Origin of the sequence: Polaribacter sargassicola, assembly GCF_021991835.1 — a bacterium.
GTDB lineage: Bacteria > Bacteroidota > Bacteroidia > Flavobacteriales > Flavobacteriaceae > Polaribacter > Polaribacter sargassicola.
Genome location: NZ_JAHDAU010000003.1, coordinates 102758 through 125939 on the forward strand (window position 1 = coordinate 102758; position 23182 = coordinate 125939).

Annotated in this window: 22 protein-coding genes and 1 tRNA gene; 12 read left to right on the plus strand and 11 right to left on the minus strand. The window is 28.5% G+C overall.

Translation table 11 applies throughout. The features are described 5' to 3' along the window. Window positions 1-196: 196 nt before the first annotated feature. Window positions 197-1825, minus strand: a complete 1629-nt coding sequence (locus KI686_RS06310) for a sodium/sugar symporter (protein ID WP_237588424.1) — start codon at window positions 1823-1825, stop codon at window positions 197-199. Window positions 1826-1966: 141 nt separating this feature from the next. On the opposite strand from KI686_RS06310, the gene KI686_RS06315 reads away from it, so the two are divergent. Genes KI686_RS06315 through KI686_RS06330 form a run of 4 tightly spaced genes read left to right on the plus strand, consistent with a single transcriptional unit; the run spans window position 1967 to window position 6058 of the window. Beyond that, window positions 1967-2959 (plus strand): GntR family transcriptional regulator, encoded by a 993-nt coding sequence (locus KI686_RS06315; protein ID WP_237588425.1) that lies wholly within the window; start codon window positions 1967-1969, stop codon window positions 2957-2959. An 8-nt stretch (window positions 2960-2967) separates the two neighbouring features. After that, a complete protein-coding gene (locus KI686_RS06320; RefSeq protein WP_237588426.1) occupies window positions 2968-3858 on the plus strand; it encodes an aldose 1-epimerase in 891 nt (296 codons plus the stop codon). 10 nt (window positions 3859-3868) lie between these two features. Continuing rightward, window positions 3869-5017, plus strand: a complete 1149-nt coding sequence (galK, locus tag KI686_RS06325) for a galactokinase (RefSeq protein WP_237588427.1) — start codon at window positions 3869-3871, stop codon at window positions 5015-5017. An 18-nt stretch (window positions 5018-5035) separates the two neighbouring features. Beyond that, a complete protein-coding gene (locus tag KI686_RS06330; RefSeq protein ID WP_237588428.1) occupies window positions 5036-6058 on the plus strand; it encodes a UDP-glucose--hexose-1-phosphate uridylyltransferase in 1023 nt (340 codons plus the stop codon). Between the two features lie 163 nt (window positions 6059-6221). On the opposite strand, the gene KI686_RS06335 is transcribed toward KI686_RS06330, so the two are convergent. Beyond that, window positions 6222-6303, minus strand: a tRNA-Leu gene (locus tag KI686_RS06335). Window positions 6304-6392: 89 nt separating this feature from the next. Between KI686_RS06335 and KI686_RS06340 the strand changes: the two genes are divergently transcribed. The 3 genes from KI686_RS06340 to KI686_RS06350 all read left to right on the plus strand — a co-directional run bounded on the left by KI686_RS06340 (window position 6393) and on the right by KI686_RS06350 (window position 11835). Then, window positions 6393-7793, plus strand: coding sequence for a dipeptidase (locus KI686_RS06340; protein WP_237588429.1), 1401 nt, complete (start codon window positions 6393-6395; stop codon window positions 7791-7793). Window positions 7794-7804: 11 nt separating this feature from the next. Then, window positions 7805-10132 carry a S9 family peptidase gene (locus KI686_RS06345; RefSeq protein WP_237588430.1) on the plus strand — a complete coding sequence of 776 codons (2328 nt, stop codon included), beginning with the start codon at window positions 7805-7807 and terminating at the stop codon, window positions 10130-10132. A gap of 62 nt (window positions 10133-10194) precedes the next feature. Continuing rightward, a complete protein-coding gene (locus KI686_RS06350) occupies window positions 10195-11835 on the plus strand; it encodes a M1 family metallopeptidase (protein ID WP_237588431.1) in 1641 nt (546 codons plus the stop codon). A gap of 1 nt (window position 11836) precedes the next feature. Here the strand turns inward: KI686_RS06350 and KI686_RS06355 are convergent, their stop codons facing one another. Further along, window positions 11837-12460 carry a peptidylprolyl isomerase gene (locus tag KI686_RS06355; RefSeq protein ID WP_237588432.1) on the minus strand — a complete coding sequence of 208 codons (624 nt, stop codon included), beginning with the start codon at window positions 12458-12460 and terminating at the stop codon, window positions 11837-11839. A gap of 116 nt (window positions 12461-12576) precedes the next feature. On the opposite strand from KI686_RS06355, the gene KI686_RS06360 reads away from it, so the two are divergent. The 3 genes from KI686_RS06360 to KI686_RS06370 all read left to right on the plus strand — a co-directional run bounded on the left by KI686_RS06360 (window position 12577) and on the right by KI686_RS06370 (window position 16237). Continuing rightward, the gene (locus KI686_RS06360) at window positions 12577-12948 is read left to right on the plus strand and encodes a BlaI/MecI/CopY family transcriptional regulator (protein ID WP_237588433.1); all 372 of its coding nucleotides are present in this window, start codon (window positions 12577-12579) and stop codon (window positions 12946-12948) included. Next, window positions 12945-15050 carry a M56 family metallopeptidase gene (locus tag KI686_RS06365; RefSeq protein WP_237588434.1) on the plus strand — a complete coding sequence of 702 codons (2106 nt, stop codon included), beginning with the start codon at window positions 12945-12947 and terminating at the stop codon, window positions 15048-15050. Before KI686_RS06360 ends, KI686_RS06365 begins: the two co-directional genes overlap by 4 nt. An 86-nt stretch (window positions 15051-15136) precedes the next feature. After that, window positions 15137-16237: a DUF4407 domain-containing protein gene (locus KI686_RS06370; RefSeq protein ID WP_237588435.1), complete on the plus strand. Its 1101-nt coding sequence runs from the start codon at window positions 15137-15139 to the stop codon at window positions 16235-16237. A gap of 117 nt (window positions 16238-16354) precedes the next feature. On the opposite strand, the gene KI686_RS06375 is transcribed toward KI686_RS06370, so the two are convergent. Beyond that, window positions 16355-16951, minus strand: a complete 597-nt coding sequence (locus tag KI686_RS06375; RefSeq protein ID WP_237588436.1) for a PhnA domain-containing protein — start codon at window positions 16949-16951, stop codon at window positions 16355-16357. A gap of 58 nt (window positions 16952-17009) precedes the next feature. Here KI686_RS06375 and KI686_RS06380 point away from each other — a divergent pair, with 58 nt between their 5' ends. Then, entirely contained in the window at window positions 17010-17507 is a 498-nt protein-coding gene (locus KI686_RS06380; RefSeq protein WP_237588437.1) for a GNAT family N-acetyltransferase, read from the plus strand. 4 nt (window positions 17508-17511) lie between these two features. Here KI686_RS06380 and KI686_RS06385 read toward each other — a convergent pair whose 3' ends face one another. The 5 genes from KI686_RS06385 to KI686_RS06405 are packed head-to-tail and all read right to left on the minus strand — an operon-like array spanning window position 17512 to window position 20670. After that, the gene (locus KI686_RS06385) at window positions 17512-17787 is read right to left on the minus strand and encodes an Rdx family protein (protein WP_237588438.1); all 276 of its coding nucleotides are present in this window, start codon (window positions 17785-17787) and stop codon (window positions 17512-17514) included. Window positions 17788-17790: 3 nt separating this feature from the next. Next, window positions 17791-19410: an adenine deaminase gene (gene ade / locus KI686_RS06390; protein ID WP_237588439.1), complete on the minus strand. Its 1620-nt coding sequence runs from the start codon at window positions 19408-19410 to the stop codon at window positions 17791-17793. A gap of 52 nt (window positions 19411-19462) precedes the next feature. Next, window positions 19463-20011 (minus strand): 5-formyltetrahydrofolate cyclo-ligase, encoded by a 549-nt coding sequence (locus KI686_RS06395; RefSeq protein WP_237588440.1) that lies wholly within the window; start codon window positions 20009-20011, stop codon window positions 19463-19465. A gap of 17 nt (window positions 20012-20028) precedes the next feature. Beyond that, window positions 20029-20292, minus strand: a complete 264-nt coding sequence (locus tag KI686_RS06400; RefSeq protein WP_237588441.1) for a DUF3781 domain-containing protein — start codon at window positions 20290-20292, stop codon at window positions 20029-20031. A 9-nt stretch (window positions 20293-20301) separates the two neighbouring features. Beyond that, complete coding sequence (locus KI686_RS06405) at window positions 20302-20670, minus strand: MmcQ/YjbR family DNA-binding protein (RefSeq protein ID WP_237588442.1); 369 nt, start codon at window positions 20668-20670, stop codon at window positions 20302-20304. A gap of 77 nt (window positions 20671-20747) precedes the next feature. Between KI686_RS06405 and KI686_RS06410 the strand changes: the two genes are divergently transcribed. Beyond that, complete coding sequence (locus KI686_RS06410) at window positions 20748-21728, plus strand: CorA family divalent cation transporter (protein ID WP_237588443.1); 981 nt, start codon at window positions 20748-20750, stop codon at window positions 21726-21728. A 309-nt stretch (window positions 21729-22037) separates the two neighbouring features. Here KI686_RS06410 and KI686_RS06415 read toward each other — a convergent pair whose 3' ends face one another. Further along, window positions 22038-22391: a DUF4260 domain-containing protein gene (locus tag KI686_RS06415; RefSeq protein ID WP_237588444.1), complete on the minus strand. Its 354-nt coding sequence runs from the start codon at window positions 22389-22391 to the stop codon at window positions 22038-22040. A gap of 5 nt (window positions 22392-22396) precedes the next feature. After that, window positions 22397-23146, minus strand: coding sequence for a cyclase family protein (locus KI686_RS06420; protein WP_237588445.1), 750 nt, complete (start codon window positions 23144-23146; stop codon window positions 22397-22399). Between the last annotated feature and the right edge of the window lie 36 nt (window positions 23147-23182).

Genomic DNA, 23182 nt, shown 5'->3' on the forward strand with positions numbered 1-23182 from the left:
ATAATTTCATTACAAATAAAAACAATCATGTTTTACACATTCAAATACTTACTTCTTCTTTGGATTTAATTTTACAAAAACTTTAAATACATCTATATTAAGAAGATTCATTTTAAGCTTAGATATATTAATTATAAACAAAAAAAATCGTCTAAATTTCTTTAGACGATTTTCAACTAAACGCAATTTGTGGTTCTTACCAAAACAAACAATACAATACAGTTAATAAGATACAAACAACAATAGAACCAATATTAAATAATGGTGAAGTCTTAAATAAATTTTTAGAAATTTCAATTCCTTTCGCATCATCTGCTCCTTTATTTTGTAGGTTACTTAACACCATAATAATTACAATTGTTAAAATGGTAGTTATTCCCATTTGATGCATCCATGGCTCAAATACCGGAATAGGTAAAAACTTTAATGCTAAAGCAATTGGTATTGATAAAATTGCTCCCCAAATTGCAGCATTATTAGTTGTTTTTTTCCAAAATAAACCTAATAAGAAAACTCCTAAAATACCAGGACTTACAACACCCGTATATTCTTGTATAAATTGAAATGCTTGATCAATTCCTCCTAAAAGAGGTGCTACAATAACAGCTATTAACAATGAAACTCCTGCAGAAATTCGTCCAACATTTACAGTAGTTTTATCATTTGCATTTTTGTTAATATATTGCTTATAAATATCCATTGTAAAAATGGTAGATGTAGAGTTTAACATAGAAGCTAAAGAAGAAACAACTGCTGCTGCTAATGCTGCAAAAGCAACACCTTTAAGACCTGTTGGTAAAAATTGTAATAACCAAGGATAAGCTTTATCTGCCTGTTCTGCAGATGGTACATTTAGCATACCAACCTCACCTAAATTAGCCATAATTGATGGATCGTTTACCATTACATAAGCAGCAATACCAGGAATAACAACAATTAAAGGAATAATTAATTTTAAAAATGCTGCCAATAAAATTCCTTTTTGAGATTCTTTTAAAGATTTAGCAGCTAAAGTTCTTTGTATAATATATTGATTAAATCCCCAGTAATATAAGTTAGCAACCCACAAACCACCAACTAATACCCAAATACCAGGTAAGTTTACATAGTTTTCATTTGTTTCTTCTAAAATCATATGAAATTTTTCTGGTGCAGCTTCCCAAACCTTAGAGAATCCTGCTAAAACTCCTTCTCCTCCAGAAACTGTGTTTAAAGCTAAATATGTAGTAATTAATCCTCCTAACACTAAGAAAACAACTTGTATAACATCCGTCCAAGCAACAGCAGATAAACCACCATATAAAGAGTATGCTGCAGCAAAAAGAGCTAAACCAATAATTGCATACATCATATCTATACCCATTATTGTTTCTATTGCTAAACCTCCCAAATACAAAACAGAGGCAAGATTTACAAAGATGTATAACGCCAACCAAAACACTGCTAAAATTGTTTTTAAGTTTGTAGAAAATCTTTTTTCTACAAATTCTGGTATTGTATACAAACCTTTCTCTATAAAAATCGGCAAAAAATATTTACCTACTATTATTAATGTTAAAGCCGCCATCCACTCATAAGAAGCTATTGCAATTCCTAAAGCAAAACCAGAACCAGACATTCCTATAAATTGTTCTGCAGAAATGTTTGCTGCAATTAACGAGGTACCAATTGCCCACCAAGGTAAAGATTTACTTGCCAAAAAGTAATCTTCTGCATTTTTTTGATGCCCGTCTTTATCACGAGAAACCCATAAGCCTACACCTAAAATTAAAATGGCGTAAGCAACGAAGACGACATAGTCCCACATTTCAAATCCTGCTGTCATAATTGTATTTTTTTAGTTAATTAATTATCAAGATTCAAATATAAATAATAATTTATAAGAAATATCAATTTTTAGAAAATATTTTCAAACTAGTAGGGTGTAGTAGGTTTTAAATAAAATACCTTATATTTGTATTGTATTATGATAGAAATAAGAAAAGAAATAGGCGTACCTAAATACAAACAAATCATCAATTCTATTGAAATTGCAATATTATCTGGTGTTTTAAAAAAAGGAGATCAATTACCTTCTATTAATAAAATTAAAAGCGAAAACAAACTTTCTAGAGATACTGTTTTAGCTGCTTTTAATGAGTTAAAAAATAGAGGTATTATTCAATCTGTAGTTGGTAAAGGATATTATGTTTCAAGCGAAAACATTAAAGTGCAACAAAAAATATTTTTACTTTTTGATGAGCTTAATTCTTTTAAAGAAGATTTATACAATTCTTTTTTAGAAAATTTAGATAAAAATATTCAGGTTGATATTTTCTTTCATCACTTTAACGAAACAATTTTTAATAAATTAATTCATGACAATTTAGGTGAATATAATTACTATGTAATTATGCCTGCTAACTTAGAAAAAACAAGCAATAGCATTCAATTATTACCTAAAGACAAAGTTTATATTTTAGATCAAATACATGATGATTTATTAGAATATCCTGCAATTTATCAAAATTTTGAAAAAGCAATATTTGAGAACCTTATGCAAGCTTCTGAAATAGTAAAAAAATATGACAAATTAATCTTTCTTTTTACTGATAACAAGCAACCTAAAACAATGTTAAACGGTTTTAAAAAGTATTGTGAAAATGAAGAAATTTCTTTTGATATTTTGAATAAAATAAAAGATGAACCTCTTAAAAAAAGAGAGTTATATATAATTCCTGATGATAAAGATTTATTAAGAATTATTAAAAAAATGAAAAGTCAAGACCTAACATTAACTGATGATATTGGCGTAATTTCTTTTAATGATACTTTATTAAAAGAAATTGTAGAAGGTGGTATTACAACTATCTCTACAGATTTTAATGAAATGGGTAAAAGGTTGGCAGAAATGATTATCAATAAAGAACATTCTAAAATAGAAAACCCAAGTAAGTTAATTATTAGAAACTCAATTTAAAAAAAATCGTGTACAAAATAAACCACATAAAAGAAACTAATATTTTAGAAATAACAACTACTGATAAAACAGTTTTCGGAAAAATATATCTAAATCAAGGTGCTAGTTTACAAGAATTAACACTTAATAAAAGTGCTATTATTCAAGATTTAACTCCTTTAGAATATCAGACAACTTATGCTTCTTCTATTTTATTTCCGTTTGCAAATAGAATTAAAGATGGCCTTTATTCTTTTGACAACAAAGAATATCAATTAGAAAAAAATCAAGAAGAAGAGCAAAATGCCTTACACGGTTTTGTTTATAATAAGACATTTACAGTTTTATCAAAAGAAGTTTCAAAAACAGAGGCAACTATTACATTAGAATACATAGAAAACAAAAAAACAAAGGGTTTTCCTTACACATATTCAATTTTGGTTACTTATATTTTTCGTAAAGATTCTTTAGCTTTAAAAGTTGATATTAAAAATACAGACTCAAAAACTTTTCCTTTTACCTTAGGATGGCATCCTTATTTTATTAGCAAAAATTTATCTGAAAGTAATTTAAGTTTTGATTGTAAAGAAAGGTTGATTATTGGAGATAGAAATATTACTACTGGTACAGAAAATATTCAATCTAAAATAGATTTAGAAATTAAAGAACAAAAATTAGACGATTGCTGGATTTTAAATACTGATAAAATAGTATTTAACACACCTAATTATCAATTAAATTTTCAATCTTCTGTTAAAGAAAATTTCTTACAAGCTTATACTCCTCCTAGGGCTAATACTATTGCTATAGAACCTACAACAGGTGTTTCTAATAGTTTTAATAATAAAATAGGCTTGCAAACTTTACCACCAAAAAAAGAATATTCCATTACATGGAAAATAAACATAATTAACGATTAACTAAGTTATAATGAGTGCAACACTAATAAAGGATGTTAAAGAAACATTCATCAAAAAATTTAAAACAGAACCTTTATTAATCTTTTCTCCGGGAAGAATTAATATTATAGGAGAACATACAGATTATAATGATGGTTTTGTATTTCCGGCTGCAGTTAATAAAGGAATTGCTGCTGCTTTACAGAAAAGTAATTCTAATTACTCTACAGCTATTGCATTAGATTTAGATAGTACAATAGATTTTGAACTAGATAAAATTAAACCTTCTAAAGAAGGAAGTTGGGAAAACTATGTTTTTGGTGTTGTTGCAGAAATTCAAAATAAAAACAAAGTTATTGGCAATTTTAATATTGTTTTTAAAGGTAATATTCCTGCTGGTGCAGGGATGTCATCTTCTGCAGCATTAGAAAACAGTGTAGTTTTTGGTTTAAATGAATTGTTTGACTTAGGACTTACAAAACATGAAATGATTTTGATATCACAAAAAGCAGAACATAATTATGTAGGTGTAAACTGTGGTATTATGGATCAATACGCAAGTATGTTTGGTATAAAAGACAATGCTTTGCATTTAGACTGTAGAGCTGTAGCATCTAAACCCTACAAAATAGATTTTAAAGATCATCAATTGATGTTGATAAACACCAATGTTAAACATAGTTTATCTGATAGCGCTTATAATGATAGACGTTCTGCTTGCGAAGGAGTTTCTGATTTATTAAACATAAAAGCATTAAGAGATGCTACAGAAAAAGATTTAGAAACCGTTACAGATAAGGTAACACCAACAAATTATCAAAAAGCATTGTACGTTATACAAGAAAACGAGAGAACAATAAAAGCTGCCAAAGCTATAGAAAATAATGATTTAGAATTATTAGGTTCTTTAATTTACAAATCTCACGATGGTTTATCTAATCAATATAAAGTTAGTTGTGATGAGTTAGATTTTCTTGTTGAAAAAGCAAAAGAAAATAAAAAAGTATTAGGTGCCAGAATGATGGGTGGTGGTTTTGGTGGCTGTACTATTAATTTGGTTGCAAAAACTGAAGCAAAATCTTTTGCAGAAACTGCATCTAAAGCATATAAAGAAAAATTTAATAATGATTGTTCTGTGTATTTTATTGAACTTTCAGAAGGAACTCATATCGTTAAATAATCTATTAAAAAATTAAAAATGAGCAATACAAACTTACAAGATTATTCGCACAAGCGATTTAATATTTTAACAGGAGAATGGGTTTTAGTATCTCCTCATAGAGCAAAAAGACCTTGGCAAGGTCAAAACGAAGCTGTTAACAACGAAAAAAGACCTTCTTATGATGAAAACTGTTATTTATGTCCTGGAAATACAAGAATTAATGGTGAAGTAAACCCAAATTATACAGACGTTTTTGTTTTTACAAATGATTTTGCTGCTTTGCAAAACGACTCTCCTACTTTTAATTTTAACGATGGTCTTTTAAAAGCACAAAGCGAAACAGGTATTTGTAAAGTAATCTGTTTTAGTCCAGATCATTCTAAAAGTTTGGCAGATATGACTGCAACAGAAATTCAAAAAGTAGTATTTGCATGGCAAAAAGAATATACCGAATTATCTAAGAATCCTAAAATTAATTACGTTCAGATATTTGAAAACAAAGGAAGTGTAATGGGATGTAGCAATCCTCATCCACACGGACAAATATGGAGTCAATCTACATTACCAAACGAAGTTGATAAAAAAAACACACAACAATTAAATTACTATAACAAAAACAACAGCAGTTTATTAGGCGATTATTTATCACAAGAATTAGAAACAAAAGAACGTATTATTTTTGAAAATGATGGTTTTGTAGTTCTAGTTCCTTTCTGGGCAATTTGGCCTTTTGAAGCAATGATAGTTCCTAAAAAACATCAAGCTAGTATTTTAGAAATGAGTGAAGAAGAAACTTTACAATACGGAGAAGCAATTGCTGTATTAACAAAAGCATACGATAAGATTTTTAATACTTCTTTTCCTTATTCTAGCGGAATTCATCAAGCTCCAACAGACGGAAATGAAAATAAACATTGGCATTGGCACATGAGTTTTTATCCACCTTTATTAAGAAGTGCTTCTGTAAAGAAATTTATGGTTGGTTACGAAATGTTTGGGTCTCCACAAAGAGATATAACTGCAGAACAAGCTGTTAAAATGATAAAAAACTGTTTGTAAAAATTACAAAGAATGAATAAGTAAAAAAGCTTCTCATTTTGAGAAGCTTTTTCTATTTTTAAATGCAACAAAAAGGATAATACTTTTTAGTTTAATATTCTTACCAAAATCAACCTAATTTTAAACAAAAAAAGCTGACTTAAAAGTCAGCTTTCTCTTTATGTACAGGCGGAGAGACTCGAACTCTCACACCTCGCGGCACTAGATCCTAAGTCTAGCGTGTCTACCAATTCCACCACGCCTGCAATTCGGTCTGCAAATATAAACAAACATCTTAAATTACAAAGTAGTTCATAATATTTTTTTATTTTTACTAATATTTAAAACATTTTCAATGAATACTATAAAAGCTTATATAAAAGATAATAAAAATCGTTTTATTGATGAACTTATTGAACTTTTAAAAATACCTTCCATCAGTGCAGATGCTGCTTTTAATAAAGAAATCTTACTTTCTGCAGATTTTGTTAAAAAAAGCTTAGAAAAAGCAGGTTGCGACAAAGTAGAATTATGCGACACTCCTGGAAACCCAATTATTTACGGAGAAAAAATTATCGATAAAAATTTACCAACCGTTTTAGTATATGGTCATTATGATGTACAACCTGCAGACCCAATAGAACTTTGGACTTCTCCTCCATTTGAGCCAGTTATCAAAAAAACAGAAATTCATCCAGAAGGTGCCATTTTTGCTCGTGGCTCTTGTGATGATAAAGGGCAAATGTACATGCATGTAAAAGCTTTAGAATATATGACCTCTACAGGAAATTTACCTTGTAACGTAAAATTTATGATAGAAGGAGAAGAAGAAGTTGGCTCAGAAAGTTTATCTTGGTTTGTGCCAAGAAATAAAGAAAAACTAGCAAATGATGTTATTTTAATTTCTGATACAGGAATGATTGCCAACGATATTCCGTCAATAACAACTGGTTTACGTGGTTTAAGTTATGTAGAAGTAGAAATTACCGGGCCAAATAGAGACTTACATTCTGGTTTATATGGTGGTGCTGTTGCAAATCCTATTAATATTTTAACAAAAATGATTGCTTCTTTACACGATGAAAATAATCATATTACAATTCCTGGTTTTTACGATAATGTAGAAGAATTATCTACCGAAGAAAGATCAGAAATGGCAAAAGCTCCTTTTTCTTTAGAAGATTACAAAGCTGCCTTAGCAATTGATGATGTGTATGGAGAAAATGGTTTTACTACCAACGAGAGAAATGCAATTAGACCCACTTTAGATGTAAACGGAATTTGGGGTGGCTATATTGGCGAAGGTGCAAAAACTGTAATTGCAAGTAAAGCGTATGCTAAAATTTCTATGCGTTTGGTACCAAACCAAGATTGGAAAGAAATTACTAAATTATTCAAAAAGCATTTCGAAAGCATTGCTCCAAAATCAGTAAAAGTAAAAGTAACGCCACATCACGGAGGACAAGGTTATGTTACTCCTATTGATAATATTGGGTATAAATCTGCTAGTAAAGCTTACCAAACTACTTTTAACAAAACACCAATACCACAAAGAAGTGGTGGTAGTATACCTATTGTAGCGTTGTTTGAACAAGAATTAAAAAGTAAAACTATTTTAATGGGCTTTGGTTTAAATTCAGATGCAATACACTCTCCAGACGAACATTTTGGTGTTTGGAATTACTTAAAAGGTATTGAAACAATCCCGTATTTCTATCAATATTTTACAGAATTATCATCAACAGAAAACCAATAACAAATCTATAAATGAAAACAACACACCTAAAATTTATTGCATTTTTTTGCATGTCTTTATTTGTTGTTTCTTGCGCTAAAGAAGAAACACAAAAAGAATTTACCGTTGCCGAATATGAAGCGGCAGCAGCACATATGGATAGAGATTTATATAGTTTAGTTTACAATCAGGTTACAGGAACTAACTTTATAAACAATACAAACTTTATCTACGCAACAACAAGTAAAGACGGAACAAAGTTTCTATTAGTTGATGCAAAATCTAAAACAAAAAAAGAAGCTTTTAACCATCAAAAATTAGCTGAAGTTTTATCTGAAAAATTAGAAAAAGAAGTAAAAGCAAATGCTTTACCATTTAGAAGCGCCTCTTTATCTAACGATTTAAAAACACTTTATTTTAGTGCTTTTAGAAAAAATTTTAGTTTTAATTTAGAAAAAAATGAGCTATCAGAAATAAAATCTAAATTAAAAAGAGCTTCTAGAAACGAGCATGTTTCTCCTAACGGAAAATTAGCTGCTTATATAGATAATTACAATCTTTGGGTACGTAATTTAGAAACCAACAAAAAAACACAACTTACTTTTGATGGAAAACAAGATTACGGTTACGCAACCAATAATGCTGGTTGGATTAAAAGTGACGGAGCTGTTTTAAAATGGTCTCCTAATTCTGATAAAATTGCTACTTTTCAGCAAGATGCAAGAGGTGTTGGTATGATGTATTTAACATCTACAAATGTTGGTCATCCTAAATTAGAAGCTTGGAAACACCCACTTCCTGGAGATGACAAAATTTTTACCATAGAACGTGTAATTATTCATTTAGGAAACAAACCAAAAACAGTGCGTTTAAAAATGGACGCAGATTTTCAAAGAGGAACTACAACAGACCATATTGCAAATAGAAGAAATGAATTGTTAGATGCACAATGGAATAAAGAAGGAACAAAATTTGCTTTTGTATCTGGATCTAGAGATCATAAAGTCGCGCATTTACAAATAGCAGATGCAAATACAGGCGTAGTAAAATCAATCCATAAAGAAGAAGTTGATACTTATTACGAATCTGGTGTAAATAATGAAAACTGGCAAGTTTTATTTGATTCTAATGAGTTTATCTGGTATTCAGAAAAAACAAATTGGGGACATATTTATTTGTATGATTTAGCAACAAAAAAATTAAAAAATCAAATTACAACAGGTAATTGGATTGTTAAACAAGTTAAAAATATTGATGAGAAAAATAGAAAAATCTATTTTGTTGCTGGCGGAAAAGAAGAAGGAAATCCGTATCATAATTACTATTATTCTGTAAATTTTGATGGCTCAAACCTTATCAACTTAACTCCAAGTAAAGGAACACATTCAGTAGTTTTTTCTGATGATTATTCTACTTTTATAGATACTTATTCTACAACTACCATGCCTCCTATTTCTGTTTTAAGAAATAATAAAGGCGAAAAAATAATGGATTTAGAAACAGCAGATATTTCGGCTTTAAAAGCTAAAAATTGGCAAGAACCTGTTGAGTTTTCTGTAAAAGCAAGAGATGAAAAAACAGACTTATACGGAGTAATGTTTTTACCAAGTGATTATGATGAAAGCAAAAAATACCCTGTTTTAAACTACATTTATCCTGGTCCACAATCTGGTTCTGTTGGTAATTATGGTTTTAAACCTGTTTGGAGAGATTTTCAGGCAGTTTCTGAACTTGGTTTTGTTGTAGTTGCTGTAGATGCAATGGGAACACCAATGCGATCTAAATCTTTTCATGATGCTTATTATGGTAATATGGGCGATAATGGTTTACCAGATAACATTACTGCAATTAAACAATTAGCTAAAAAATATAAAGGAATGGATATTGAAAGAGTTGGTATTTGGGGACATTCTGGTGGAGGATTTGCTTCTACAAGAGCTGTTTTTGCATATCCAGATTTTTATGATGTTGCCGTTTCTGGTGCAGGAAACCATGATAATAGAAATTACGAAGCAGATTGGGGAGAAAAATGGCAAGGTCTTTTAGTTGATGGTAATTTAGAAGGAAAAGCAGACGGAACTACAAATTACGACAACCAAGCAAATCAATTAATTGCCAAAGATTTAAAAGGGAAACTACTAATTACACATGGTTCTATGGATAATAATGTTCCGCCTTCTAACACCATGTTAGTTGTAGAAGCATTAATAAAAGCAAATAAAGATTTCGATATGATTTTGTTTCCTAACAAAAGACATGGTTATGCAGATATGAATAACTACATGACACGTAAGCGTTGGGATTATTTTGTAACCCATCTTTTAAACGCAAAACCTGCAAAAGGTTTTAAAATACAATAATTTATAAAATTCCGTTTCTATTTTTTTGAAACGGAATTTTTAACTTTTAAACTCTTATTAACATGAAAAACTGTTTATTTATTATCTTAATAATTACAGCTTTATTTCCTTTAAAATCTTGCTCTCAAGGTTTAATGAGTGAAAAAAACAACTTTACACAACAAGACACACTTAGAGGTTCTATTACACCAGAAAGAATTTGGTGGGATTTAACTTACTACCATTTAGATATAGAAGTAAAACCAGATGAAAAATTTATTTCTGGAAAAAACACCATAAAATACAAAGTTTTAACACCAAACAAATCAATGCAAATTGATTTACAAGATCCATTAACCATTACAAAGGTTACACAAGATGGCAAAGAGTTAAAAGTAATTCATAACGGAAATGCACATTATGTACAATTATTAAAAGATCAAACAATTGGTAACACAGAAAGTATTGTTGTTTTTTATGAAGGAAATCCAAAAGAAGCAAGAAGAGCTCCTTGGGATGGTGGTTTTTCTTGGAAAAAAGATAAAAATGGTAACCATTTTGTTGCTACTTCTTGCCAAGGTTTAGGCGCTAGTGTTTGGTGGCCAAACAAAGATCATATGTATGATGAAGTAGAAAGTATGAGAATTAGCGTTACAGTACCTTCTAATTTAATGGATGTTTCTAACGGAAGGTTAGAAAGTGTAAAAGACAACGGAGCTACAAAAACCTACAATTGGTTTGTAGACAACCCAATTAATAATTACGGAGTAAACGTAAATATTGGTGATTACGCACATTTTTCTGAAGTTTTTAAAGGAGAAAAAGGAGATTTAGACATGGATTATTATGTTTTAAAATACAACCTAGAAAAAGCCAAAGAACAATTTAAAGATGCTCCTAAAATGATGAAAGCTTTTGAGCATTGGTTTGGTCCTTACCCATTTTATAAAGATGGATATAAATTGGTAGAAACACCTTATTTAGGTATGGAGCACCAAAGTTCTGTTACTTATGGTAACAAATTTATGAAAGGATATTTAGGTCGTGATTTATCTGGAACAGGTTGGGGTTTAAAATTTGATTACATCATTATTCATGAATCTGGACACGAATGGTTTGCAAATAACATCACTTACAAAGACATTGCAGATATGTGGATTCATGAAAGTTTTACAGATTATTCTGAAAACATCTTTTTAGATTATTATTACGGTAAAAAAGCAGCTTCAGAATATGTAATTGGACAAAGAAAATCTATTAGAAACAAAGCCACAATTATAGGTAAATACGATGTTAATAAAGAAGGTTCTGGAGACATGTATAGCAAAGGTGCAAACATTTTACACACTTTAAGACAATGGATAGATAATGATGAAAAATGGCGTACTATTTTAAGAAAAATGAACAAAACATTTTACCATCAAACAGTAACTACAAAACAAATTGAAGATTTTTTAAGTGCAGAAACAGGTTTTGATTTAGCTCCTTTTTTCAATCAATATTTAAGAACCATTAAAATACCAACATTAGAGTATAGTATAGAAAACAATACTCTTAAATATCGTTGGACAAATGTTGTAGATAATTTTAAAATGCCTATAAAAATTGATATTGATGGTAATAATAAATGGATTTACCCAACACAAAAATGGCAATCTTTACCTGTTAAAGATAAAAACATTAAAGTTGATGCAAACTTTTACGTTTATACTAAAATCAACTAACTTATTTTAAAATATATGCTTTTTTAATGTAATCTACTTTTGGGTAATTTTTCATTAAAAAAGCATTTCCATATTTATTTATAGAATCTTGCCTTCTACCTAATTTATCTCCGTAACCATCATAAAACTTCAATATATTTTCTTGCCCAGCAATTACTTTTGCAATTACAGGAAACCCTTTTACATCAGAATACTCAATAGTATCTAATCGGTTATTATCTTTTAAATTGATAAATATTTGGTTTGATCTTGTTCTTTTTCCGCCTCTAGCAAAAGAAATTGCCATAGAATCATTTTTTGCCAAAGCAGGCTCATCATCAATTCCTTTTCTCCAACTATTATTTATAATACTATCGTTATGAATACCAAATTGCGCAACAAACTCTGGCACAACTCTAAAAATAGCAACATCTGTATAATAATTATGTTTTATCATTTGATATAACCTATCTACACCTTTAGGAGACCAAGGTCTTCTTGCAACAATATCAAAATTACCTTTTGTAGTTTCAAACCTTGCTTTAAAACTAATTGGTGCTTCTTCCTTTAACCATTTTTCTTTAAATTTAACTGTAGCACAAGAGTTTAACAAAACAAGACTTAGTAATAAAATTATATTTTTCATTGTTGATTTCTTTACGATATTGAAACAAATGTAGACAAAATATCTATTTATTTTAACTCTACATTTGTAGAATATAATTTTTTATTCTATGTTTGTAGAGTAAAAAATAAGAAATCATGCAATTATCTAAAACCGAAGAACAATTAATGCAATATTTATGGAAACGTAAAAAAGCATTTTTAAAAGAATTATTAGAAGATTTTCCGGAACCAAAACCTGCAACTACTACAGTTGCTACTTTGTTAAAAAGGATTTCAGATAAAGGTTTTATTGATTATAAATTGTTTGGTAAATCGAGAGAATATTATCCAATAATTAAAAAGACAGACTATTTTTCTAATCACGTAAACGGATTGATAAAAAACTTTTTCAATAACTCTGCCAGCCAGTTTGCTTCTTTTTTTACGGAAGAAACAAATTTATCTACAGAAGAATTAGAAGAATTGAAAAAAGTAATTGATTCGCAAATTAAAAAGCAGCAAAAATGATTATCTATTTACTAAAATCTACAACTTGTTTGGCTTTACTTTTAGCTTTCTATCATCTAGTTTTAGAAAGAGAAAAAATGCACAATTTTAACCGTATTTATTTATTAAGCAGTATATTATTTTCTTTTTTAGCACCTTTATATATCATTTATATTGATGTTCCTCCTATTGTTTTACAAACAATAGAAACTACTTCTGAATTTATGATATCAGAAGATTATCCAACAGAAATTATCATAGAAAAATCTATTGATTATACACAAGTATTTCTAGGTTTTTACGCTTTTGTTTCATTTCTATTATTAATAAGATTTGGTAAAAACTTAGTCAATATTCTTAATAAAGTTAGAGAAAACACAAAAATTACGTATCAAAATTCTAAACTTGTTTTGGTTGATGATAAAATACAACCACATACTTTTTGGAACTACATTTTTATCAATAAAGAAGATTATAGATATCAAAAAATTGAGCAAGAATTATTTACGCACGAACTAACGCATGTAACTCAAAAACATACATTAGACATCTTGATTATAGAGATCATTCAGATTGTTTTCTGGATAAACCCATTCTTTATTTTGTTAAAAAAAGCGATGAAATTAAATCATGAATTTTTAGCAGATGATACCGTAATCAATCAACATAAAAACACATTTCAATATCAGTATTTATTACTAAATAAAGCTGCTTGGAAAAACGACTATTACTTGGCCAGTAATTTGAATTATTCATTAACTAAAAAAAGATTAAAAATGATGACAACACAAAGTTCACAGACACAAATCTTGTTAAAAAAACTGGCGGTAATTCCGTTATTAGCAGGGTTTGTTTTCCTCTTTGCAAAAAGAGTTGAAGCACGAGAGGTTATTAAAATTACTGAAGATCCAATACAAACTATTGTAGAAGAAGATTCTTCTATAAGAAAAGTATTGTCAAATTCAGAAATGAATGAATATGTACTTTTGATTAAGAAAGAAGGAGTGTTAATAATACAAAATCAATCAACAAATATCAATAATTTAAAAAAAGTAATTGATGCTGAAATTAATAATATTGAAAATGCTCATATTATTTTAGAAGCAGCTCCAAAAGCTAATCTAAATTATGATCTTGTTAATGATATTAAAAATGAATTAAGAAAGTCTGGCATTTATAAGATTAGTTTTAAAAATTTTACGCTATCACCAAAACCTCATAAAGTTTTATTAAAAAAGCAAACTCCATTAAAAGGAAAGTTACCTAATGATAAAATAGTAGAAATAATTGAAGTACTTGAGGAAGCTCCAAAAAAAGAATATATAGATTCCCCAATAGGTACAAGTTCTAAACAAAGCGTAAGTGATGTTACGTTAAAATTAGAGGATATCAATAAACTCTTTTTAAAAATAAATAATCCTGATTTAGAAGAATACAACAAGTTAGCAAAAAAATATAATCAAATACCCCTTCAAAAACGCATCATTAAACTAAAAGATTTAAATACGTTAGAAAGCTTATATAAAAAGTTATCTAAAGAAGAGAAAATGAACGCTCAGCCATTCCCTAACATTTATTTTCCAAATAAAGAAATACCTCAACAAAACCCGAAATTTCATAAAGACTGGTTTATCACCATTGATGGTCAAAAATATTACTACACTTTTGATAAAGATGAAAGAGTTGCCAGATATTACAAAAACGGAAAATTAGCAAATCTTGATATTGTTGAAGAATACAAAAAGAAGCATAAAATATTTGAAAACCTAAAAGCAACTGGTAAACATTATGTCTTTAAACCAAAAAACGAACAAAAAGAAATTGATAGAGAATTTTCTGATTTAGGTGGTATGTATTTTAGAATGCCAAGAGTAGATAAAAACAAAGTTCCTTACCCAGATAATCCTATTAAACCTTATGTTAGACTTAAAAAAGGAGATAAAATTTGGTATAAAAAACTTGATGAGTTAACAGAAGAGGAAAAACTATTACTTCCGCCTCCACCACCAATGCCAAATGCATCTGAAAAAGAAATTCTAAAAGCGAAAAAAGCTTATAGTGATTGGAAAAAGAGAACTGGTAATGATTTACCAGTTCCTCCAAAACCTACAAAAAATAAATAATTATAAAAAACCTCGAAATTTCGAGGTTTTTTTATGTAACAAATTCACTTTTAAAACGTTGTATTTATACATTTAAATACAAAACCTTGCTTAAAAAATTCTTTATTACGTGTTCTGGTGTAGATAAAAATCTACTAAATAGTTGTTCTAACGGAGAACAAAACAAATATGTTGGTATTGGTGCAACAGTATTTTTTACTGCAGTTATGGCAACAATTGCGGGTAGTTATGCTTTGTTTACCGTGTTTGATAATATATACACTTCTATTTTCTTCGGTATTATTTGGGGATTGTTAATCTTTAATTTAGATCGTTTTATAGTAGCAACTATTAAAAAAAGAGATAATAAATGGAAAGAATTTTTACAAGCTTCTCCAAGAATTTTGTTAGCCATAATTATTGCTATTGTAATTTCTAAACCTTTAGAGTTAAAATTGTTTGAAAAAGAAATTAATCAGGTTTTGTTAACGGAAAAAAACCAAATGACTTTTGATAATAAAACCCAAATTGCAGCACAATTTATACCTGAAATTGCAAAAATAAATTCAGAAATTGATGCTTTAAAAGAGGAAATTACAACCAAAGAAACAGAAACAAATACTTTGTACGAAACTTATATTGCAGAGGCAGAAGGAAGAAAAGGAACCAAATTATTAGGCAAAGGACCTGTTTATAAAGAAAAAAGAGAAAAACATGATGCTGCTTTAGCAGAATTAAAACAACTAAAAGAAACTAATTTAGAGAAAATAAAGGCAAAAGAATTGGCTATTACAGCATTACAAAAAGACCAAAAATTATACGAAAGTAAAACACAACCAATTATATCTAATTTTGATGGTTTAATGGCAAGAGTTAATGCTCTAAGTAAATTACCTTGGTTACCATCTTTCTTTATTTTTCTTCTCTTTTTAGCAATAGAAACTTCTCCTATTTTTGCCAAATTAATTTCACCAAAAGGCGAATATGATTTTAAATTAGAAGAACAAGAATCTGCTGTAAAAACTTGGGTAAAACAACAAGTTACTCAAAGAGAAGAAATGCTAAAAGCTGATATAAATATTAATAAAAAAGTATATGAAGATATTTCTACCGAAGAAGAAATATATGCTTATAAACAAAAAATGGCTCGTAATTTAATGAAATTACAAGCCGATTCTTTTTATAATAAACAACAAAAAATGTTGTAAAATCTATTTGTTGGCAAACAAGTGCGTTAGCGATTGCAGCATTTGTTTGAGCTCTTTTTTTTTTTGAAAAAAAGCGAGTGCGTAAAGCGCGACCTGAAAGGTAACGCCCAAATAACTTTACTCCTTTTCTGCCATTTTTTTAACGTAATCTGTAATAATTACAATTTGCGTTGGCCCAACTTTACCTTCTATATATTTTGCATTTTCATGATCTAAAGAAATTCTACGAACCGCAGTTCCTTGTTTTGCAACCATACTAGAGCCTTTTACTTTTAAATCTTTAATTAAAACCACAGAATCTCCGGCTTGTAAAATTGCTCCGTTTGCATCTCTATGAATTATTTTTTCGCTTTCATCTAAATGATCTCCAGATTCTTTTGCAAAACGTAAATCATCATCTTCTAAATACATCATATCTAACAAATCTTGCGGCCAACCTTCTACTCTTAAACGAGACAACATACGCCAAGCAACAACTTTTACTCCTCTATGCTCAGACCACATAGAATCGTTTAAACAACGCCAATGGTTTGCATCTGTTTCTTCTGGGTTTTCTATTTGAGTAACACAAGTTTCGCAAGCCAATAAACTACCATCAACACCACCGCCACCAGTTATAGTTGGTTTTACTTCGTAAATTGATAAATTATTTGTGGATGCACATAATTCGCACTGATTACCACTTCTTGCTTCTAAATCTTGTTGTAAACTCATAATATATTTTTGTTTCACAAAAGTACATTTTTAAAGTAAAACTCATTATTTTTATTGAGTGAAATTAGAAAGCGAAAGACTAATTATTAGAGATTTTGAAATAAAAGATGCTGCATTTTATTTTGATTTATTTAACGACCCAGATTGGAAACGTTTTATAAATGATAAAAAATTAAAATCGGTTGCAGAAACAGCTGAATTTCTTAAGAAAATGAGAGAGTCTAAATTAGAAGGACTTGGTTATTTTACTGTTATTTTAAAAGAAACTAATGAAGCTATTGGCGTTTCTACGGCGTTAAAAAGAGACAAGTTACAATTTGTAGATATTGGCTATGGTTTTTTACCAAAAGGAAGAGGAAAAGGCTATGCACAAGAGGCTACAAAATTAATTATAGAATTTGTACATGATACATTTAAACAGGAAAAAGTACTAGCTTTTACAATGCCAGAAAATAAGAATTCACAAAAATTGTTACAAAAATTAGGTTTTAAATTTATTGGCAATAAAGTTATTATTGAAAATAAAGAAGATGCTGTTTTTGAGTACCTTTTTTAATAAATTACTTTTTATCAGAATGCCCTAAATCTTTATTAGGTGCAATTTTATCTCTTACTAATTGTTTTAATTCTTTTATTTCTGGAAATCCACCATTTTCTTTTCTACACCAAATTAATGCTTTATTTACATAAATTTTAAAAACACCAACACCAGATGGTTTTAATGTTAATTCTGTGATTTCTGTTTCAAAAGTGGTTAATAATTCTTGCGCCATCCAAGAAGAACGCAACAACCATCTACATTTTGGGCAATATTTTATAGTGATTTTAGTTTCCATTTTTTAAATTTCTAATGAAGTAAACTGAAACGTATTTCCGTTAAACAAACCTTTGTCAGACAGTTTTAAAGCAGGTATTACCAACAACGCCATAAAAGACAAACTCATATAAGGCGCACGTAATTTACTACCCATTTGTTTTGCCATTTTATCTAATTCTGCATAAGCTTTACCAATTTCTTCTGCTGGTTTATCAGACATAATCCCAGCAACAGGTAAAGAAACTATTTTTTCTTCGGATGCATTTACAGCACAAACTCCACCTCTATTTTCTATAATTAAATTTACAGCTTTGCAAATAGCTTCATCAGAAACTCCTACAGCAATAATGTTATGAGAATCGTGCCCAACAGAACTTGCAATAGCACCTTCTTTTAATCCAAAATTTTTGATAAAAGCAATTGCGGGTTCATCATTTTTATAACGATTTACAACCGTCATTTTTAACACATCATTTTGAGTGTTAGAAACTAAATTTCCATCAACAATTAAAGACTGCGCTTCAATTTGATTGGTAACTAATTCGCCATCTAAAGCTTCTATAACTTTAATTTTTTCAGCCGATGATGCAAACCTAAAATCTGCAACTTCTTTTTTATTGGTGTTAAAATTATTTAATACTTCAAACGGAACAGACTTTACAAAAGAAACGCCATTTTTTGCAACCAACTCTCCGTTAATATATGTTTCTAATACATTAAAATTTGTTAAATTATCTACTACAACAAAATCTGCAAAATCTCCTTTTTGTAAAAGACCTACATCTAAATTGTAATGTTTTACAGGGTTTACACACGCTGCTTGTAATACTTTAAAAACATCAACTCCTTTGGCAACTGCTCTTTGGCATAATTGATTGATGTGACCTAACAATAAATCATCTGGATGTTTATCATCAGAACAAAACATCATATTCTCAAAATACTCTGGCAATAAATTAATTAAAGCTTCAAAGTTTTTTGCGGCAGAACCTTCTCGGATAATAATTTTCATGCCTTTTTGTAACTTTTCTAAAGCTTCATCAAACGTAAAACATTCGTGATCTGTAGAAATTCCGGCAGCAATATATTTTGTAGCATCATCGCCTCTTACTCCTGGTGCATGACCATCAATAGGTTTGTTGTTATTTTTTGCATGCTGAATCTTCTTTAAAACCTCTGTATCATCAAACAAAACACCCGGATAATTCATCATTTCTGCTAAATATTTAATGTCTGGGTTTTCCATCATTACTTTAATATCATCTGCATCTATAATTGCTCCGGCACTTTCAAAAGAGGTTGCTGGCACACAACTTGGCGCACCAAAATTAAATTTTAACGGAACTTTTTTTCCGTTTTCAATCATAAACTCAACACCTTTTACACCTAAAACATTCGCAATTTCATGCGGATCGGAAACTGTTGCAACGGTACCATGTTTTACAGCTATTTTTGCAAATTCTGACGGAACCAACATAGAGCTTTCTATATGAATATGCGCATCTATAAAACCTGGTAAAATATAGTTTTCTTGGTTGTGATTTGCTTCTCTGATTTCTAAAATCTTGTTGTTTTTTACCTCAACTTCACCTTTAAAAATTCGCTTATTTTTAATATCAACTATGTTTCCTTGTACAATCATTTGCTTTCTGTTTCTAGAACAAATTTACAAAGAATTAAAGCGGATTTAAAGTTTATTTGGGATAGATTACTTGATGTAAAGGAATATCAAAATCGTTAGAATCTTCTATTTGATAAATAGGTTTAAAGAAGTTTAACCCTATAAATTGTGCATCGTCTTTACATTTTGATAAAAACCGATCGTAAAATCCTTTTCCGTAACCAACTCTGTAGTTTAATTGGTCTGAAATTAATAACGGAACAAAAACCAAATCTAGTAATTTTTCATCTACTTGTTCTGCATTTACAGGTTCTGGAACTCCATATTTATTAAGTTCTAAAACGGTGTTTTCTTCTAAATAAAAATGAGTTAGTGTGTTGTTTTCTAAGTTAGATTTACTAACAACTATTTTAATATTTCTACTTCTAAAAAAACTTATAATTGGCTCTGTATCAATTTCTTTAAACTTTTTAAGTGATAAAAATATATGTACAACTCTAATACCTGTAAGATCTAAATCATAAATTTGTTGATAAATGCTATTCTGAAAATCAATAATCTGATTTTCAGTTAAATTTTGTCTTTTTTGTTTGTATATTTTTCTAAGTTCTTGCTTTTTCATTATTAATAAAATAACTTTTATTTTCTGATTTTATCTACCGTAATAACTCTAAATGTATTCGAATTTATTGTAATTCTGATATTATCTTTTTTACTATAAATATAAAAGTTCTTTCCTTTTTTTGTGTAATTTTCTAAAGCAGTTTCTTCTAAAACATTTCTGATAAGATGCTCTATTTTATTCTTAGAAAAATTAGTTTTTAACTTCTTATTTATTCGTTGATACACTAATTCTGTATAACAATGTTTTTCTAAAATATTGTTTTTATTAAGGTTTATCATTTTAAAAATCTACAATTCTTCTAGCTCTTTTTGTAGTTTTTTAGTCAATCCTTTTACCACTAAATCGTAAGAATGGTTAATGAGTTCTATTACTAAGTCGTCAGAAACATCACTTGTATTTAAAAGAACGGTGTTCCAATGTTTTTTATTCATGTGAAATCCGGCAGAAATCCCTTCAAATTCTTCACGCAATTCTATTGCTTTTTCTGGATTGCATTTTAGATTGACCTTTGCTTCTCCTTTTTCCCAATTTGTTAAACCAGTTAATAAAAACATTTTGTTCATCACTTTAAAAACTAAGGTAGATTCATCAAAAGGAAAATGTTCTGTTACTCCTTTTTTGGCTATACAAAAATCTCTTAATTGTTCTATATGCATAAACTCTAATTTTTAAATTGATTTTTTTTACAATATAAGAAGTATCTTTATCTATCAAATTTACAATTATTTTTAAGATGGAAAATGATTTTTTAGACAACACAACCATTATTAGATATTCTGACAATATTTATGAAAAAAATAAATTTTCTATGTTATCAGAAATTATTTTTTCTGATAATTCTAATACTACAAAATGGTTAAATACCTACGGAATTCAGTTTCAAGATATTTACAAGAAGGTTATTTATCAAAATAAATTAGACGATTTTTTAATTAAATTATTAAGTGATGAAGAGCATCCTAATAAAGTAATTTTATTAGATAATTTATTTTTTGTAACCACACGAGTTTTAATTACAGAAAGTCAGAAATTAGATTCTGAACAAATGGTTTTTATTGTTTCTTCTGATTTTCTATGGTCTATTCAAGAAAAAAAAGGTGATTATTTTAATTGGATTCGAGAGCGTTTAGAAGGTAATAAAGGAATTGTTAGAAAGAAAAAAGCAGATTATTTATTGTTTTTATTATTAGAGTCTATTATTGATAATTACCAAGATACTTATTTAGAAAATGCAGAGCTAAGTGCAGATAAATTAGACTCTTCTCATATAAAACCAACGCCAGAATTTACATCTTTAGTTGAAAAAAGAAAACAAGAATTATTTAACTTTAAAAAAGCGACTTTAAGTTTAAGAGACACTGTTATTAAACTAGAAAAAATTGAAATTGAAGGCTTTAATGTAAAATATTTTAGCGAACTAAAAGAACAAACCAACAATTTAGTTTCTAATATAGATTTTGAATTGCAAGAATTAGAAAGTAAAATAAACCTGATTTTTAGTATACAGGGACACAGATTAAATGAAGTAATGAAAACGCTTACAATTTTATCTGTTGTTTTTATTCCGCTTACTTTTTTGGCTGGAATTTACGGAATGAACTTTGAAAACATACCTGAGTTAAAATTTAAATATGGCTATTTTGTTCTATTAGCAATTATGGTTTTAGTAACCATTATTTCTATTTGGTATTTTAAAAGAAAGAAGTGGTTTTAAAAACACTTACAAAAAAAGAACTTTCAAGTTTAAAAAATTTGAAAGTTCTTTTTTATAAATCATCATTTTTATTTAAAAGCTTAAACGCCAAGAATATTAAAGATATAAATCCAAAAATTAATAAAAAATATTTAACCAAATTAATGATTAAAAAAATACCAAAACCTCTACTAGAATTATTTTTTTGAAGTTTTATTAAAATAGAATTTATTTTATCTGAGTTTTCTAGCAAAAAGTAAAATAACGATGACAAAATAGATAAAACTAATAATTTTATTATTTTTAAGTTTACTTTATCCATTAAAATCGTTATTTCTTTCCTATTTTTCCTAAATGAGTATTATTAAAACTATCAGAATATTTTAATCCATAACCTAAAATTCTATCAAAAGAAGCATGACCAAACATTACAATTCCTATAAGTTGTAAGGTTTCATTTTGTAAGTAAAATCCTAATAAATAAAACACAATTGCAATTGCTTTGTGATGTAAAACATTGTAACAAATAGCACCAAATTTTGTACTTATTTTGTAACCTAAAAAACTAATATCTGGCAACAAAAACAGTACAAGGTACCACCACCAATCAAAACTTAATTGATTGTAAGCAACAATAGACAAAGCAAACATTAATAACTCTTCTAATTTTAGAGTATTTTTCATTATTATTATTTTATGATTTTATACAAAATAGGTTTACTTGGCGTTGCATCATTTTCAAAAGGAGCAATCATTAAGTTTAATAAATACTCGCCATCTTTTACTTGGTTTGGTACAAAAATAAATTCTGTAATTGTTGCTTCCATTCTTACATCTCCATCAGTGTTCCAAAAAGTGTTGTGTACTTCTAATTTACCACCATCTTTTTCTTTATCTACAGAAGGTAAATCAATCAATAAATGTTTAATTCCTTTTTCTACTAAATAACTAGCAGCTTCTTTAGATAAATAAGCCGGGTTTGTATTAAAATATCTTGTTTCTTTTTTATCAGATAAATTTGGCAAAGTTCTTATTACAATAGCGTCTCTTTTTTTGTTTCTTAAAGCTGTTTTTATCTGCTTTTCTGAAATTACAAAATCTTCACCTACTTGCTCAGGAGCAACTGTAACCAACTCTGCTAAAAAAAAGTAATGTTTTAAATTTTGATTTACAGAATGTACTTTTTTTGTAATATGGCCAACACATTCTGTATGTGTTATATGAGAATGCGGGTTAAATTGAATACTATTAAAATTTACAACAGCTCCGTTTGCAACACTAACTTCATAACCATCAAAGTTTTCTACTTCTATTTTAGGATCATCTATACCCCAAGCGTTAATTTTACCTTTATCCATATCTATAGGTATTGATATATCTATAGGTTTAGAAACGTTAATTTCTATTTTTCTAGAATTGTATTCTATTATTGCTTTCATTTTGTACTGAAATTTATTTTTCTATGTGTTTAATTA

What these genes read in the sequence shown, in the direction of transcription:
- KI686_RS06340 (WP_237588429.1), top strand. Translation starts at nt 6,393, where the DNA reads ATGAATACTATAAAAGCTTATATAAAAGATAATAAAAATCGTTTTATT.
- KI686_RS06395 (WP_237588440.1), bottom strand. Translation starts at nt 20,011, where the DNA reads ATGAAAAAGCAAGAACTTAGAAAAATATACAAACAAAAAAGACAAAAT.
- galK (WP_237588427.1), top strand. Translation starts at nt 3,869, where the DNA reads ATGAGTGCAACACTAATAAAGGATGTTAAAGAAACATTCATCAAAAAA.
- KI686_RS06410 (WP_237588443.1), top strand. Translation starts at nt 20,748, where the DNA reads ATGGAAAATGATTTTTTAGACAACACAACCATTATTAGATATTCTGAC.
- KI686_RS06350 (WP_237588431.1), top strand. Translation starts at nt 10,195, where the DNA reads ATGAAAAACTGTTTATTTATTATCTTAATAATTACAGCTTTATTTCCT.
- KI686_RS06355 (WP_237588432.1), bottom strand. Translation starts at nt 12,460, where the DNA reads ATGAAAAATATAATTTTATTACTAAGTCTTGTTTTGTTAAACTCTTGT.
- KI686_RS06400 (WP_237588441.1), bottom strand. Translation starts at nt 20,292, where the DNA reads ATGATAAACCTTAATAAAAACAATATTTTAGAAAAACATTGTTATACA.
- KI686_RS06415 (WP_237588444.1), bottom strand. Translation starts at nt 22,391, where the DNA reads ATGAAAAATACTCTAAAATTAGAAGAGTTATTAATGTTTGCTTTGTCT.
- KI686_RS06315 (WP_237588425.1), top strand. Translation starts at nt 1,967, where the DNA reads ATGATAGAAATAAGAAAAGAAATAGGCGTACCTAAATACAAACAAATC.
- ade (WP_237588439.1), bottom strand. Translation starts at nt 19,410, where the DNA reads ATGATTGTACAAGGAAACATAGTTGATATTAAAAATAAGCGAATTTTT.
- KI686_RS06420 (WP_237588445.1), bottom strand. Translation starts at nt 23,146, where the DNA reads ATGAAAGCAATAATAGAATACAATTCTAGAAAAATAGAAATTAACGTT.
- KI686_RS06375 (WP_237588436.1), bottom strand. Translation starts at nt 16,951, where the DNA reads ATGAGTTTACAACAAGATTTAGAAGCAAGAAGTGGTAATCAGTGCGAA.
- KI686_RS06345 (WP_237588430.1), top strand. Translation starts at nt 7,805, where the DNA reads ATGAAAACAACACACCTAAAATTTATTGCATTTTTTTGCATGTCTTTA.
- KI686_RS06385 (WP_237588438.1), bottom strand. Translation starts at nt 17,787, where the DNA reads ATGGAAACTAAAATCACTATAAAATATTGCCCAAAATGTAGATGGTTG.
- KI686_RS06365 (WP_237588434.1), top strand. Translation starts at nt 12,945, where the DNA reads ATGATTATCTATTTACTAAAATCTACAACTTGTTTGGCTTTACTTTTA.
- KI686_RS06360 (WP_237588433.1), top strand. Translation starts at nt 12,577, where the DNA reads ATGCAATTATCTAAAACCGAAGAACAATTAATGCAATATTTATGGAAA.
- KI686_RS06405 (WP_237588442.1), bottom strand. Translation starts at nt 20,670, where the DNA reads ATGCATATAGAACAATTAAGAGATTTTTGTATAGCCAAAAAAGGAGTA.
- KI686_RS06310 (WP_237588424.1), bottom strand. Translation starts at nt 1,825, where the DNA reads ATGACAGCAGGATTTGAAATGTGGGACTATGTCGTCTTCGTTGCTTAC.
- KI686_RS06330 (WP_237588428.1), top strand. Translation starts at nt 5,036, where the DNA reads ATGAGCAATACAAACTTACAAGATTATTCGCACAAGCGATTTAATATT.